General features: G+C 48.1%; 13 protein-coding genes. 3 read left to right on the forward strand and 10 right to left on the reverse strand.

Features of this window, described 5'->3' with window-relative positions; genetic code table 11:
• Positions 1-32: 32 nt before the first annotated feature.
• A complete protein-coding gene (gene hemW / locus AWQ21_RS14240) occupies positions 33-1223 on the forward strand; it encodes a radical SAM family heme chaperone HemW (protein WP_065715097.1) in 1191 nt (396 codons plus the stop codon).
• A gap of 30 nt (positions 1224-1253) precedes the next feature.
• Positions 1254-2192, forward strand: a complete 939-nt coding sequence (locus tag AWQ21_RS14245; RefSeq protein WP_065715098.1) for a GDP-L-fucose synthase — start codon at positions 1254-1256, stop codon at positions 2190-2192.
• A 90-nt stretch (positions 2193-2282) separates the two neighbouring features.
• Here the strand turns inward: AWQ21_RS14245 and AWQ21_RS14250 are convergent, their stop codons facing one another.
• From AWQ21_RS14250 to AWQ21_RS14270, 5 genes are all read right to left on the reverse strand, one after another.
• Positions 2283-3182 (reverse strand): acyl-CoA desaturase, encoded by a 900-nt coding sequence (locus AWQ21_RS14250; protein ID WP_083998037.1) that lies wholly within the window; start codon positions 3180-3182, stop codon positions 2283-2285.
• 92 nt (positions 3183-3274) lie between these two features.
• Entirely contained in the window at positions 3275-3943 is a 669-nt protein-coding gene (locus tag AWQ21_RS14255; protein WP_065715391.1) for a Mo-dependent nitrogenase C-terminal domain-containing protein, read from the reverse strand.
• Positions 3944-4163: 220 nt separating this feature from the next.
• Positions 4164-5282, reverse strand: a complete 1119-nt coding sequence (locus AWQ21_RS14260) for a response regulator (protein WP_065715099.1) — start codon at positions 5280-5282, stop codon at positions 4164-4166.
• 192 nt (positions 5283-5474) lie between these two features.
• Positions 5475-7091, reverse strand: a complete 1617-nt coding sequence (locus AWQ21_RS14265; RefSeq protein ID WP_065715100.1) for an RluA family pseudouridine synthase — start codon at positions 7089-7091, stop codon at positions 5475-5477.
• Between the two features lie 78 nt (positions 7092-7169).
• Positions 7170-8036: a glycerophosphodiester phosphodiesterase gene (locus AWQ21_RS14270; protein WP_065715101.1), complete on the reverse strand. Its 867-nt coding sequence runs from the start codon at positions 8034-8036 to the stop codon at positions 7170-7172.
• Positions 8037-8133: 97 nt separating this feature from the next.
• Here AWQ21_RS14270 and AWQ21_RS14275 point away from each other — a divergent pair, with 97 nt between their 5' ends.
• On the forward strand, positions 8134-8988 hold the full coding sequence (locus AWQ21_RS14275; protein ID WP_065715102.1) for an ABC transporter ATP-binding protein: 855 nt from the start codon (positions 8134-8136) through the stop codon (positions 8986-8988).
• A 20-nt stretch (positions 8989-9008) separates the two neighbouring features.
• Here the strand turns inward: AWQ21_RS14275 and AWQ21_RS14280 are convergent, their stop codons facing one another.
• The 5 genes from AWQ21_RS14280 to AWQ21_RS14300 form a co-directional block, all read right to left on the reverse strand.
• Entirely contained in the window at positions 9009-9593 is a 585-nt protein-coding gene (locus tag AWQ21_RS14280) for a Uma2 family endonuclease (RefSeq protein WP_198159735.1), read from the reverse strand.
• Positions 9594-9662: 69 nt separating this feature from the next.
• On the reverse strand, positions 9663-10913 hold the full coding sequence (gene stpA, locus AWQ21_RS14285; protein WP_065715103.1) for a glucosylglycerol 3-phosphatase: 1251 nt from the start codon (positions 10911-10913) through the stop codon (positions 9663-9665).
• A 98-nt stretch (positions 10914-11011) separates the two neighbouring features.
• The gene (glpK, locus tag AWQ21_RS14290) at positions 11012-12520 is read right to left on the reverse strand and encodes a glycerol kinase GlpK (RefSeq protein ID WP_065715393.1); all 1509 of its coding nucleotides are present in this window, start codon (positions 12518-12520) and stop codon (positions 11012-11014) included.
• A gap of 87 nt (positions 12521-12607) precedes the next feature.
• Positions 12608-14956 carry a glucosylglycerol hydrolase gene (gghA, locus tag AWQ21_RS14295; RefSeq protein ID WP_065715104.1) on the reverse strand — a complete coding sequence of 783 codons (2349 nt, stop codon included), beginning with the start codon at positions 14954-14956 and terminating at the stop codon, positions 12608-12610.
• A gap of 136 nt (positions 14957-15092) precedes the next feature.
• On the reverse strand, positions 15093-15368 hold the full coding sequence (locus tag AWQ21_RS14300; protein ID WP_083998038.1) for a hypothetical protein: 276 nt from the start codon (positions 15366-15368) through the stop codon (positions 15093-15095).
• Between the last annotated feature and the right edge of the window lie 59 nt (positions 15369-15427).

Genomic DNA, 15427 nt, shown 5'->3' on the forward strand with positions numbered 1-15427 from the left:
TGCTCCCTATCCTCCATTGAGGTTGTTCTACCTTGATTACCAGTGCCTATCTCCATCTCCCCTTTTGTTTACGTCGCTGTTTTTACTGTGATTTTCCGATTACGGTGACGGGGGAAAAACAAACGGCGGGCATTCGCGCCCAAATGGAAGTATATGGGGCCTGGCTCTGTCGGGAAATTCAGACAACACCGATCCTAGGGGGCAAGTTACAGACAATTTTCTTTGGGGGGGGTACGCCTTCTTTATTTCCGGTTGACCTCTTGGAGAAAGTTTTAAGTACCCTTGATCAGCGATTTGGTATTGCCCAGGGGGCCGAAATTTCCTTAGAGATCGACCCAGGCACATTTTCTTTAGAACAATTGATCTGGTACAAAAATATTGGCATTTCCCGTTTAAGCCTTGGGGTACAAGCTTTTCAGGATAATTTACTGGCCAACTGTGGGCGATCGCACAGGGTAATAAATATATTTACTGCGTGTGATCACCTGGAGCGATCGCAGATCCCCTGGAGTTTGGATCTGATCTCCGGATTACCGGATCAGACCCTCGATGATTGGCAGGCTTCCCTTGATCAGGCGATCGCCCTCAACCCCCACCACATTTCCTGCTATGACCTGGTGATCGAACCCCAAACCCCCTTTGGCAAACAATACGAACCCGGTGAAGGCCCGCTCCCTTCCGATGAAAATACTGCCGCCATGTATCGCCTCGCCAGTGAAACCCTCCAGCGGGCGGGTTATGACCACTACGAAATATCCAACTACGCCAAACCGGATTACCAATGTCGCCATAATCGCGTGTATTGGGAAAATCGCCCCTACTACGGTTTTGGCATGGGGGCTGCCAGCTTTACCCAAAACCAACGCTTTTCTCGGCCCCGCACCCGCGCTGCATACTACGCCTGGGTTGAACAATATGAAGACAATCACGGCATCTTAAATGTGGAGCCTTTAACAAAAGGCGATCGCCTCCTTGAAACCTTAATGCTGGGTCTGCGTTTAACGGAGGGTTTAGACCTATCTCAACTGATCACAGAGTTCGGCCAGAGCAATGTGGATCGAATTCTAGAAATCCTGAAACCTGCTTTTCAGAAAGACTGGGCTGTCCTTTCCCCCACAACGCCACCGCGCCTTGCCCTGAGCGATCCAGAAGGGTTACTGTTCTCCAACACGATTCTCGCGGAACTTTTTCACCACCTCGACCCAGAAAACCCCGTAGAATAATCACGCCTTCCCCTTTCTCTTTCCCTAACTATGATTGATCTTTTCCAGAAAAAAATCCTTGTCACTGGTGGTGCCGGCTTCCTTGGTCAACAGGTAATTCAGCAACTGATCCAAGCAGGGGCTCAACCCGAAAATATTGCTGTTCCCCGTTCCTCAAATTGTGACCTCCGCCAACTAGAAGCCTGTCAAAAAGCCGTTCACGGCCAAGATATCGTCATTCACCTGGCTGCCCACGTGGGGGGGATTGGCCTCAACCGCGAGAAACCTGCGGAACTTTTTTATGACAACTTAATGATGGGCACCCAACTGATCCACAGTGCCTACGAAGCCGGGATCGAAAAGTTTGTCTGTGTCGGAACAATTTGCGCTTACCCAAAATTCACCCCTGTACCCTTTAAGGAAGAAGACCTTTGGGCCGGCTATCCTGAAGAAACCAATGCGCCCTACGGCATTGCGAAAAAAGCACTCCTCGTTCAATTAGAAGCCTACCGTCTGCAATATGGTTTCAATGGTATTTACCTACTCCCAGTTAATCTCTATGGCCCTGGGGATAACTTCAAACCGGAAAGCTCCCATGTGATCCCTGCTTTAATCCGTAAAGTCTATGAAGCGCAACAGGCAGGAATTAAACAGCTCAAGGTTTGGGGAGATGGCAGCCCGACCAGAGAATTTCTCCACGCGACGGATGCGGCACGGGGCATTGTCTTAGGTACGCAAAAATATAACGAGGCAGCATCAATCAACCTCGGAACCAATACAGAAATCTCGATCAAGGATTTGGTGGAGTTAATTTGTGAACTGATGGCCTTTGACGGAGAGCTTATCTGGGAGACAGATCAGCCCAATGGACAACCCCGCCGTTGCCTAGATACCCAGAAAGCCAAGGAGAAATTTGGTTTCGAGGCAGCGATTGGTTTACAGCAGGGTTTACAGGAAACGATTGATTGGTATCGTCAAAATCCTGGGTAATTTTTTTCAGATCATCTTTCCCCAAAGGAACAGTGGCTCAGAATTCTCCCAGGCTAAAAAAATCTCCCCTTCAGGGGAGATAAATCAAAACTATCGATTCATTGCACCGTGGAGGTCTGCTTGGTTTGGTTGTTTGAGTTTACTGGCCAATCCTATACGTTCTAGTAAACGGATAAAGGAATAGGTAAAGTCTGGTAAGTATTTCACCTCACCTTTTTGGATTGTGATCCCGTGGCGCACCGACCAACCAAAGGCATGGTGTAGATTATGCCAACCTTCTCCGAGGGCCAGAACCGCAACCCAAGCGTTATTACGGCTGTGGTCAGTGGTTTGAAAGGGCTGGTCGCCCCACTTGTGACAGACGGAATTTACTAAGGCAACCCCGTGAAACAGGAGGGTGGTGCTGATGAAAAATGCTGCCAAATATTCCAGGCCACCGACCCAGTAGGACAAAGCTCCCAGGGTAATAAGGGGGACAAAATGAAAGCGATCAATCAGCTTGAGGATCGGATCTCGCTCAATGTCGGCGGGTAATTTTTTCGGGAAGGTATTGGGAGAAATGAGCCAGCGGTAATGGGCCCACCAAAACCCTTCCTCAGAGCTGTGGGGATCACCTGGATGATCGCTAAAACGGTGGTGATCTTCGTGGTGAGCTTTCCACCAACTAGGCCCCATTTGACCGGCAGAGGCCGTGATAAAGCTGCCGATCCATTTCACCCAAGGGGAAGCTTGGTAGGCTTTGTGGGTGAGGAGACGGTGGTAAATGGCGGTGGTGCCGAGCATTCTCAGCCAGTACCAAAAAACAATCCAGAGTACAGCCCCCCAACTGAGACCAGTGAAAAAGGCGATCGCCATGCCGAGATGACAAAGGATAATCCAAATTGGGCCAGTGGCATAGCTAAGGAGAGTTAGCCTAGAGTAGTTGCGGGGACGATTAGGTTGTGGTGGTGTAGAGGGAATCGGGTCAAGAACGTTGCTGTGATGCGTCAAAATACTTTCCTAACGAGTTGAGAATATCTTCTATAAAACCGTGCTTTTACATAACTTTACAACTCATGAGTTGCGAATCCGTTACAGCCAAGTTAAATAAATTCGGAAATATCTTCGTCACAGTCATCGGCCAAGTAAGACAGGGAGCGGAAACGGAGGCCGACCAATTGTTCATAGAGAGGGTTCAGTTTGCACATCGGCGGAATATGGACAATTTTCTTGCCAAATAGCTTGATGTCGCGCTCAAAGGGGCATTGGGGCGGCACCATTTTGCAGATGAAGCGGGCGACACGGGGATCGTCAATGTCCATGCCATCGAGCCAGTTACGGATCGGTTTGAGAGCGTCAAGGTGGACTTCAGGTTGGGGGGTTTCGGTGGTGACAGTTTCCGGGTCGTAGAGGGTCTTTTCGAGGTTGTGGAGGGCACTGAGATTGACCCCAAGGGCTTGCCCAAAGGCTTTGATCTGGTCGGCTTCGACAAGGGAATAAACACCATCGGCGATCGCCATCATGACCGCTGTCCGGAGAAAGTTTTCGCGGATATTCGGCTCTTCTCCAAGATCCGCCGCCAACTCTTGACCCGTAATTGGCTCTAAGTCCCCTAAGCTGCTATGGGGCGCAAGCTCATCCTGAGTCAGCTGGACAATGAGCTCTTGCTCCTCGCTATCAAAATGACCATCGGCCCAGGCAATGGTCAGCAGTCCCCGTAACCAAGCCGTGATTTGGCGATCGCTGTAGACAGTTGTGCTCGCAGAACTCATAGCTGTTTCAAAAATCTGTAACTCTCCCCCCATTGTAGGCAAGAAATTAAGAAGCCATAGAAAAATACGCCCAAATTAACCCATAGCTAAATAAAATCAAGCTTTAATTATCAATATTCTAGGATGATTTATGTCAATCTATCAAGTAATTTCTGCAGTTTTATAAATTTATAACGATCTAATTTCCTGAAAACTATTTTGTGATTAATAGAGTGACTTTTTACGTATTTGTTGGGGGCATTTCAAAACCTAAAGTAAAACAAAACTTAGCACCTTGATCAACTTGTGGTTCGGCCCAGATTTGTCCCCGGTGTACTTCAATAATGCGCCTAACGATTGCTAAACCAACTCCCGTTCCTTCAAATTCAGATCGGGTGTGCAGTCGCTTAAATGGCAAAAAAATATCTTCTAAGTGCTCTGCGTTAAAACCAACACCATTATCTTCGAGACAATAGATTTGGGAATCAATTTTATAAAATTTTATTTGGGGATTTGTGACTTTACTGGTGTATTTCCAGGCATTTTCAAATAGGTTCTCAAAAGCCATCTTGAGCAGCGGGCGATCGCCTATCGTGATCACACCTGGCTCGATTTTAACTTCTATCGATCGATCGGGTGTTTCGCCTTGGAGATCCTGAACAATTTCTGTGGCAATTTCACTTAAATTAATCATCTCAAGGGTCAATTGCTTTTCTTTAATTTCTGCAAGGCGCATCAGGTCAGAAATAATATTATTCATCTCCTTCGCGGAATTCGCAATAATATCTAAAGACTCTAAGGTGTCTGCATCAAACGTATTAACATCACCTAAAAGAAAGTCACAAAACCCTAATAATTTCGTTAATGGGCGCCGCAAATCATGGGAAACCATATAGTTAAAGGATTTTAGATCTTGATTAATTTGAGCTAACTGTTTGTTCTTTTCTTCAAGCTCCTGGGCATTACGAAGAATCTTAAGTTGATTTTCAACGCGAACAAGCACTTCATACATATCAAAGGGCTTATTAATATAGTCAACGCCTCCTAAGGAAAAGGCCTTTACTTTGTCGAAAACATCATTTAACGCGCTAATGAAAATGATTGGAATTTTTGCGGTGACTGGGTCAGCCTTTAACCGTTGACAAACGCCATAACCATCCAGGATAGGCATTTTAATATCCAATAGGATCAAATCGGGAGGATCGACTGCAACTGCTTTGAGGGCTTGTTTGCCATTAATAACTTGTCGCACTTCATGGCCCTTTTCAACTAAAATTTCTGAAAGGAGTTGTAGATTTTCAGGAACATCGTCAACAATTAATATATCGCCCCGGTGCTTCAGATAAGAATCTTGAATCATAATGCTTAAAGCTCACCACATTGGCTTTGGAATCGCCATTAGTATGATGCCATTGAAATGATTAGAATTGTGTGCGTTAAAATATTGATTTCTGTTAAATTTTTGTCTTCCTTTAATTATTTTAGAAAAATATAAAGAGTTCAAAAAGTATGCCAGATGGATTGAACAATAATCATTTTAGCGATACAAACGTTAAAATTCTGCAGCGCTACGAATTGTGTGTGAATTTTTAGTGGTGGGATGAACAAAAGTTAAGGCCGTGGCCTGGAGATGGAGACGGGGGGCGGCATGGTTGCCATAGAGGCGATCGCCTAGGATCGGATTATTTAACCCGTCGGGGTGGGCGCAATGTACCCGCAGCTGGTGGGTGCGGCCTGTAATCGGCTTGAGTTTGAGGCGATGGGAGTCTAATTTGTGGAAATGGGTTTCGCTGGGTTTACCCCGTTGGGCATCTACTTTTTGTCGGGGGCGATCGCCAGGGTCAGCCCAGAGAGGGAGAGTAATCATTCCTGCCGAAAGCTGAATTTTTTCCTCTAGTAAGGCTTCATATTCTTTGTGGATCTGGCGGCGGCGAAACTGGGTTTGGAGATCCTGTTGGGCAGTGGCATTTTTCGCAAACAAAAGAATCCCGGAAGTGTCTTGATCGAGGCGATGGACGAGAAAAATATTCTGATAATCGCGGCGTAACCGGGAAAAAGCGCTGTCATAGGTCTGGCTACTGCGCCCTGGAATCGACGGGAGGCCAGCAGGTTTATGGATGGCGATTAAACTTTGGTCTTCGTAGATAATTTTTAGGGGAATTTCCGGGGTCGTCAAAATATCTTGAAAAGACTTTCCCCCCAAGCCAGATAACAAAAAGCCGAGGATCGGCTGGCAGCGTTCTTCGCAGGCGAGATAGAATTCTCCCGCTTGTTTGTCGGTACTGTTTTTTCCCCACCAAAATTCTGCCATCGCGATCGGTTTAAGCTGGTGTTTCGCGGCGTAATTGAGAAGTTTGGGGGCGCAACAATCGCCGGTGCCGGTGGGTAGGCCAGTGGGAAAGAGATCGGCGATCGCCTTTGATTCCCCGTTGAAATTTTTGAGACGATAGACTTGGTGCATCCGTTTTTGGAGGGTGCGAGACAGGGTTTGGCGGCGTTGGCGGAGGCTCTGTAAATCTTGATCAGCCTGGTGAATGATCGCGGCGAGGGGGTCAATTTCTTGATCCCTTGCTTGTTTGAGGTCGCGCTTGTGGTTACTTTCCTGGCGACTTTCTTCCTCTAAAGCGGTGAGCACTTGCGCTAATTCAGACCCAGTTAAATTAGCTTGGGAAACCTCTCGTTTTTGACGGCGAGCTTGTTTTTTTTGGCGGCGTTCTGCGTTGAACTGCTCAATTTTTGCTTGCCATTGTTGCTGGAGAGTTTGATATTTTTTCCGTTCTGGTAAGGTTTCGAGGCGCTGTATTTCCCGACGGATCTGGCGTAACTGGGCGAGGATTTCTTGTTCTTCTAAAATCAGGCGATCGCCTCCATCCATCGGCGGCACCCAACCGGGGAGAACTTTTTGGCCTTTGAGCAGTCCCGAAAATGCCTTGAGAAATACCCGTTGCCCGGTGGCCGTTTCTGCTAGCAATACCCCATACATTTTCCCTTCCCAACTGAAATCCGGATTTTCCCGAAGCTCTGCCATTAACCCTTGGGCGATCGCCTCGGCATTTTGGGTGCGGGGTAGGCGGCAAAGTTGTTTCGTCGCTGGACAAATTCCCTCATACCAAGCGGTGACAACATCAGGCTCAAATTGCGGTTGATAAGGGAACAGGGGCGAAGACATCGAAGCGCTAAAGAGTAAGGAGTGTGGCCCTCTATTTTAGTGGAAAGTAGAAATTTCCCAGAGGTTCAAGCCAGCGACCTAAACCTGAGGCTCCACCATGACACCAGAGCGAGTTTGGAGGTGCTGTTGGAGCTTGCGGGGATGATCAGTAATGAAATAGTCGATATTTTGTGCAGTGAGGCGATCAATTTGGGCTAATTCTTGGGCGAACTTTTTCGGGTTTTTGTGGGGCGGCGAAAAAATTGTCCAAGCACCAACGGCCAATTGGTGTTGATGGAGTCGCTGAATGGTTTGTTTTTTAAACAGATTAACATTGAGACTGACTAAGCTGGCATCGAGAATTTTTTCTAAAATGCGACTTTCGGTAAATTTGCGAACAAGTAGATTTTTAGTTACTAAAGGCGAGTAGAGAATGCCTGTTTCAATGGGGTGATGGGTGAATTTAAGCCACATCAAAGCCCAAATACTAAAGGATGTGACAAATACCTCCTGTTGCAGCTCCATTTTTTCGATCAGTTGGGCAACGGCAATACCTGTTTTCCGTTGTTGGAGGTTGAGGCGGGGCGCTTTCATCTCGATGTTGATCAACAATTTGCCCCGCAGTTCACCCAGGACATCTTCAAGGAGGGGAATTTTTTCGCGTTGGGGATAGGTATAGGTTTGTTTGCCGATTTTGAGGGAATCTTTAATGTGTAGGGTTTGGATTTCTGGCCAGGTCATTTCCGTAATTTTCCCCGTGACCCCTGTCAGCCGCTTGGTATAAAGGTCATGGAAAACCACTAATTTGCCATCTTTTGTGAGGAAAGTATCGAGTTCAATGCCGTCTAAACCCAAGGCGATCGCCTTTTGGAAACCCGCCATGGTATTTTCTTGGTGATCGGTCACAACCCCCCGATGGCCGAAGATTAGGGGACGTGCGGACGGCTGAAAAAATCTCGATTGCATCGCGGAAAAATCCTCTAATCACTGCTTCCACGGTAAAAAGTAACGGCGCGACAGGGCATAATGGGAACGGTAAACTTTACAAACAGTTACAAATTCCATGACATCTGCGGCGGTTTCCCTCGATAAAGTCACCAAGATTTTTAGCAAAGTCCCGGTGGTCAATGAACTTTCCTTTGAGATTCAAGCCGGGGAAATGTATGGTCTGTTGGGGCCGAATGGCGCAGGGAAATCGACCACGATCCGGATGCTGATCACCCTTACTGAACCTACCGGGGGCAAAATCTACATCGCCGGGGAAGACGTCATGCAAAATCGCGCCCATGCCAAACGCAACATTGGCGTGGTGCTGCAACAGATGAGCGTTGATGTTGATCTCACGGTTTGGGAAAATCTGGAGTTCCATGGTCGTCTACACCATATTCCTAACCCCCGCCGGCAACGCTTAATTCGTCAGTCCCTAGAGTATGTGGAACTGAGCGATCGCCGCGATGCGATGGTCAAAACCCTTTCAGGGGGCATGAAACGTCGCGTCCAAATTGCCCGGGCTTTGTTGCATGAGCCGAAAATTTTGTTTCTGGATGAACCCACCGTTGGCCTCGATCCCCAAACCCGTCGCCGCCTCTGGGAAATTATTCGCGACCTCAACAAAAATGGGATGACGATTCTCCTCACCACCCACTACATGGAGGAAGCCGCTACCCTTTGCGATCGCATTGGCATTATGGAAGCAGGTCGCCTGATCGACGAAGGCACTTTTGAAGAACTGCAAGCAAAACACGGTAAGGGTTTAGTGGTTAAACAAAAAGGTGATCGCTGGGAATACAAATTTTTCCCGACTCTCCAGGAAGCAGAACATTACCTCGACAGCTTGCCAGATAAGACCAGCATGATGGTGCGGGAATCAAACCTCGAAGATATTTTCGTGGAACTCACCGGGCGGCAGTTGGACTAAGGTTTGGACTGAGTAAACACTTACCAAATGGTACTCAAATCTAACTGAAAATTCGGCAATACAGTTTCACCATCGAGAAAATCCGGTTGCTCTAAAATCTCCATGGGTTGGCCAATGCGATACACTTCAACTTGCCGAGTTTGACGATTAATCAGCCAGCCCAGCCGTGACCCATTGTCGATAAATTCCTGTAATTTCGCTTGGGTGCGGGGCAGGGAATCCGTGGGTGACAATAGCTCGACAACAAAATCTGGACAGAGGGGTAGAAATCTTGTTTTTACTTCTGGGGCGAGGGCTTCCCAACGGGCGAGGGGAATCCAGGCAGCATCGGGCGATCGCATCGCACCATTGGGCAAGATAAACCCTCCGGAAGAATCAAAGGCCATACCTAGTTTTGTGCGACGGTTCCAAGCCTGCAGTTGATAGGACAAATCAATATTGCGGTTGCTGGTTTCGCCGCCGGTGGGGGACATAATCGCTAAATCTCCTTGGGCATTCCGCTCGAAACGAAAATTTTTATTTTGTTGACAGAGTTGAAAGAATTGTTCATCGCTGAAATTGCAATTTTCGAGGTTCAACTCAACTAAAGGAAGGGTCATGTCCATTACCTTATCTCCCACCAATGGGTCACTACTGCTATTGTAATGGGCTTGTTCGAGGCTCGAATTCACCTCCTATTTTTCGGTTCGGTTTGCGGCGGCTTGCTGAAAGAGGGCGGTGTATTGTTCAAAACCGCCCGGAAAAGCGACGTTAATTTTTAACGGATCGGCCGGATCGGTGATGCCTTCAAGGACTTGGGTTTGACCATTGATTGTCCCTAGTTTTAAGGGAATCCGGTTTTTTAATTCCCCCTGGGAGCTGTCAATATAAACAACAAGATTGCCACTGTTGGCCCATTTACCAATATCTTGCACAAGTTGTAGAAACAGGCGATCGCTCCCGCCCCGTCGGACTTGATCGCCTTCGGTATGACTCGTGACTGTATCGCCGACGCCAACAATTAACGGCATGAATTGCGGATCAAATTTATCTTGCACAAGTTGCAACAATTCCTCGTGGTTTTGGGGTGCTTGGCGGGCGTTAAAGGTTTCACCGAGGGGATAGTTTCCTGTGCGTTGGGCATAGTAATAATTCAGCAGCACTAAAACACCCGCTTCTTTGACAGCGCCGCGCACCATAAACTGAAAATCTGTGGTGCCCGAATCTTTGGCCGTGGCAAAGCGGACAATTTCTTTACCGGCATTATCTCTCCCTAAATTGGGCGCATAGTGTACAAAAAAGCCATTGTCTAAACCCTGTTGACTGGCTTTGGTGAGCAAATCATTCATTAGGGTTTTCATGGTGTGCTGGAGATCTTGGTAAATCTCTAGGCGATCGCCCAAATATTCTGCGAGGACATTTAAATTTGCGGTCGGCGAAACGAGATTATCTAAAACCGAAGCATGGATCAGCTCAGGTTGCAGATCAGCGGGAAAAATATCAGCATATTTAGTAAAAAATTGCCCTAAACATTGACCAATCAAATCCGGCACCGTCCCAAGGAAATCCAGTTCTGCTTGGCTAACACCGGGATGGGAAATTTGGCCATGATCCGTCTGCCACTGCACGCCCCCTGCCGCTAAACCAGGTAAATAGCTCGTTTCATCTTTGGCCTCAATATTCCGAAATGCTCGTTCTACAATGCGGTTTACGCCTCTGCGGCCTTCATGTTCACCGTTGGTAAGGACGAAAAAATGATCCTTAAACTTGCGCGTGGCGCGGATATAGTCAGGGTCAATTTTGCGGGTTAGGGGGTCTTTGACTAACCCCATACAAACGCCATCAAGATCCTGAATAATCAGTAAATTTTCCGTATCGCTGAGCGTTGAAAGAAAGGCTTCATGATCAAGGGAGTAATGTTGGTCATGGAGCGGTAAAACAGTCATAAATCCTTTTTTAATTCAATAGGTTTACAGTTAATCCCCCTAAATCTCCTCACTAAAGCTCCGGCTTCAGAAGGGGGACTTGTTTTCGGCAGAGGGGATTAGGCCCAATTTTTTGCTCGCTCTACGGCTTTTTGCCAGATTTTAAAATGGGCTTGAGCTTGGGAGGCGTTGGCACTGGGTTTAAAGACGTAATCAATCTTGCGGTTTTGCACCAGGGTTTGGTAGTCATCCCAAAAACCGACGGCTAACCCGGCAGCAAAGGCAGCCCCTTGGGCCGTGGCATCGAGGACAGCGGGACGTTCCACAGGAATACCCAATACATCGGCCTGGAATTGCATCAGAAAATCGTTATTGCACGCGCCACCATCGACTTTTAATTCTTGGATCGGGGTGCCAGAATCTTGGTTAATCGCTTCGACCACTTCTTTGGCTTGGTAGGCGATCGCCTCTAGGACAGCTCGCACCATGTGTTCTTTTTTGACGCCTCTTGTTAAACCAAGAAATGCGCCCCTCGCACTCATGTCCCAGTGGGGCGCCCCCAAGCCACTCAGGGCAGGAACAAAGTAAGCACCACCGTTATCATCTACCCCTTGGGCGAGGTCATCAGTTTCGGCCGCCGTTTCAATAATTTGCAGACCATCGCGCAACCATTGAATACAAGCACCAGCCGTAAACATACTCCCTTCGAGGGCATAACCAACATCAAGATTTGCGCCATCATTATGGGTTTGGGTGCAGGCGATGGTCGTTAAGAGTTGATGTTTGGAGCGTTTAATTTCGTCGCCCGTATGGGCCACCAAAAACGCCCCTGTGCCATAGGTGCATTTCAACAAACCAGGGCGATCGCATCCATGGGCATAGAGGGCCGCCTGTTGATCCCCAAAGATGGCAGTGATTGGAATTGCGGCCCCTAATAAACTAGGATCAGTTTTACCAAATTCCCCCAGGCTCGACTGCACCGTTGGCATTATCTGGCGGGGAATGTCGAATAAATCCAACAAATCCGGATCCCAGTCTTTGTGATTGAGATTCAGTAACATTGTCCGGCTGGCGTTGCTGTGGTCTGTGGCGTGGACTTTACCCCCTGTGAGATTCCACAAGGCCCAGGTATCAATGGTTCCAGCAAGGACATTATTGGGGTTAACGGCGCTATTTTCCTTGGCCCAACTTAATAACCAATTCAGTTTCGTTGCCGAGAAATAAGCATCCAGCACCAAGCCTGTTTTGTCGTAAATTTCTGCCGCTTTTCCTGCGGCACTGAGGGTTTGACAGAGGGGGGCCGTCCGCCGATCCTGCCAAACAATCGCTTTATGGAGGGGTTTACCGGTGGTTTTATCCCAGAGGACGCAGGTTTCTCGCTGTACTGTGAGGCCGATTGCCGCGATGTCTTGGGCAGCAATACTGCTATTGTTCACCACCTGTTGCATCACAGCTTTGGTGTCGTTCCAAATTTCCGCCGCATCATGTTCGACCCAACCCGGTTGGGGATAATATTGGGTTAATTCTTTGTAGGCTTGGGCAACGATATCACCTTTGTGATTAAACAAAAGGGCACGATTGCCGGTAGTGCCAAGGTCTAGGGCAAGGATGTATTTTTGATGGGCCATGGTCATTGTTAAATAAGGTTTTTAAAAGAGATTAAGTGAGTTTAAAAGACGTGTTTTTTAAGGTGATTTTGATTTAGGAGCCATCACCTATGGAGGGATTTCAGATAGGAGAAAACCTTCGCCATTGTGCAGGTGAATTTCGGCTAGATCATGAATTGTGTTGATCTTTAGAGTCGGGGTGGCGATCGCCACCTGCCAGCGGTTTAAATCGAGGGCAAGCCATTTGCCGATCTCGACGGTTTTCGGTGCCCCGGCCATGTGCGCCACTAAAACAAGCCGTTGTTGGGTGTCTGGATTTTGCCGCATCCCATAGAAAATGGTGCGTTGGTGATCGGACCAATGATGCAGGCGATCGCCCCCTGAAAAATCGAGATGATGCCGCAGCCAAGGTTGGGCCTGGCGATATTGCCGCAAGCGCAAATTAAAGCTCGCCCGCTCATCTGGCACAGCCCCACAATAATGGGAGACCCGACAGGCTTCGTGGCCGTCCTCCATAAAGGCGATCGCTATTTCCTTCAGGTTTGTGATTGTAATGGGTCTTAAAAAATCAAATTGCCCATCTAATTCGGCCTGGAGAACAACAGTAAGCCTTGGCAGATCATAGCCAATTTTTTCAATAGCTTGCTCCACTGCTTTAAAGAACCGTCGCGTTAACAGGAGGTCATAAAACCCCATGGCTTTAAACCGTCGAAATGCCCAAGATTGCCGATAAATTTCCGGTGTGATTTGCCAATAGAGAAAGCCAATTTCTTCCGCCATGATTTTGACGGCATACTGATCATCTGTATTGCGAAAAAAGCCCCAGGGGGTATGCATTAATGCGTTTAAAAAATCCATCGGAATCCCTGGACTAAAGCCGTGGATCCACAATTGGGTTGCCGGGTTATCGTAGGCATTTTGCAAAATTTCTGGCAAAGAATTCCCTAAATATTCATTAATGCGAATTGCGGCGGTATTAATGTGATTGCCCTTACGTACCGTGTCATGGTTGGCACAACCAGTCACCCAGCGATCGCCATGGGCCATAATTTTGCACACATCCCGCCATTCCCGTTGCCAAAATCCCTGCAAAGTGGGCGTATTGTGCTCAAAGATCAACGGACTCCACTGGAAACAATCGGGCTTGAGGTAAATTAAATCTAAATGGGTGGCCATATCTTCCCAACCGACATTGGGCCAGGGACGACCATCTTCATAAATGGTGTACAACTCGCGGGTGGCCGTGCCAACGGTTTGGGGCACTGCGGCCATTTTTAACAGAAAATCGTCGTCATACTCTAATTTGCCCGAAACTGCGTTAGAAACCTGAAAATCTTGACCCCCATCAACCCGGATGCCGTCGGCGCCCAGATTAATTTTCCGCCGCTGTAACTCTAATAGGACAGCCCGCACCATGGGGTTTTGCTGATTTGTATCATGGCCATACATATTCGCTCCCCGGAAAAATTGCCCGTTAATTAGCCCCAGGGCTTGGTGGTGGATGTGGCCATAGACCAGATCAAAAATAATCTGGATCGGGCGGGCAAAGGCGGTGTGGAGCGTGGCAACAAACTCCACAACTTCGGCGGGTCTGAGGGTACTGAGGAGGGCAGGACTGGTGGCCGCTGCCCCTAAAATTAAATCGTCGTAGCCCCAATTTTGGGTGTCTGGTTTTTTCAGGTGAACTTGCACTTCTTGGTTGGCGATCGCCCGAATTTGCCAAAAAGCATGGCACGTTTCATTATCTGCGGGCCGAAATTCCACCGTGGGTTCAATGGGTAACAGTTCAATTGCATCAAAGCCCACATAGTTTTTTTCGGCGGCGCTGAGGGGATGGCCATTGGCTAATTTCCGGGCGAGGTCACTGTAAATGCGAGTGAGTCCAGCGAGGGTGCCCGTTGGGGAAGCGGTACCAACATGGATTTGTAAAATATTGCGGGGCGGTGTTACCCAAGTTTCCTGGTGAAAATAGTCTCGGTCAGCCCTCTCTCGTTCCAGTTGGGCCATGTCGTAAAGCTCGGCGGGCGCAAACACACCGTAGGGCAGGGAGTGGGCAAAGACATCGCGAATAATCTGCTCACCACTGCGCAACCAGTAAAACGATCCCGCTTGGGTACGGGTTCCGGCTTTTAGGCCCGCCACAACACCCCAGGCAAATTCCCCTTGGCGCGGTAGCTCTAGCACCTCCCGACGGAACGAAATGACTTGATCAGCAAGGCGAAAATCGATCGCCTCCATGGGGGTAAACACTTCGAGGTAAACCGGGCGATCGCCCACCTCCGGGATCCAGAATCCCACTTGGGTCAGGCCGTCGCTGCCGTAGGTTGCGCCCAATTTCTGACTCAGTTGTTGCCCCCGTTGAAACGGATCTGGGGTGCCCGTGGCGATCGCCTCAGCCCAGGTCAATAAAGCTTGGGTGGGGGCTTCGACAAGTTGAATGGGGGGTGAAATATTCACTCGAACCTTAGGGCAAAACTGTCATTGACAATTTACCCGTGCTTGCTACAGTCGCCATTTTACTATGCTGATCTTAGTGACAAAAAATTCCAAAGTTAGTTTGTCACAGTAAAGTTGATCGATGCAGTGTTCCCAATTATGGGATAGAAAATTTTTTTGACTGTGGCAATCGCCTAAAGATGATCGGAATAATAATCGCCAATGTTGCCGCCACAATCAGGCTAAAAGCAAGGTTAACGACTTGGGTAGAGGCTTTTTGGTATGTATCGACGCGGTCATTAATAATCCGCACATCACCATCTAACTTGCCGACCTTATCGCCAAGGGAACTGATTTCAGAACCCAATTTTTCCAAAGTAGCTTCAATTCGGTCTAGTTTTTCACTGGTGCCACTTTCAGGCATGGGCATCATTGCTTAGGATAATTTCATTTTACACTGCCCAGTAAAGTGGCTAAAAAACCATCAAGGGC

Source organism: Picosynechococcus sp. PCC 7003, assembly GCF_001693255.1.
Classification (GTDB): domain Bacteria; phylum Cyanobacteriota; class Cyanobacteriia; order Cyanobacteriales; family MRBY01; genus MRBY01.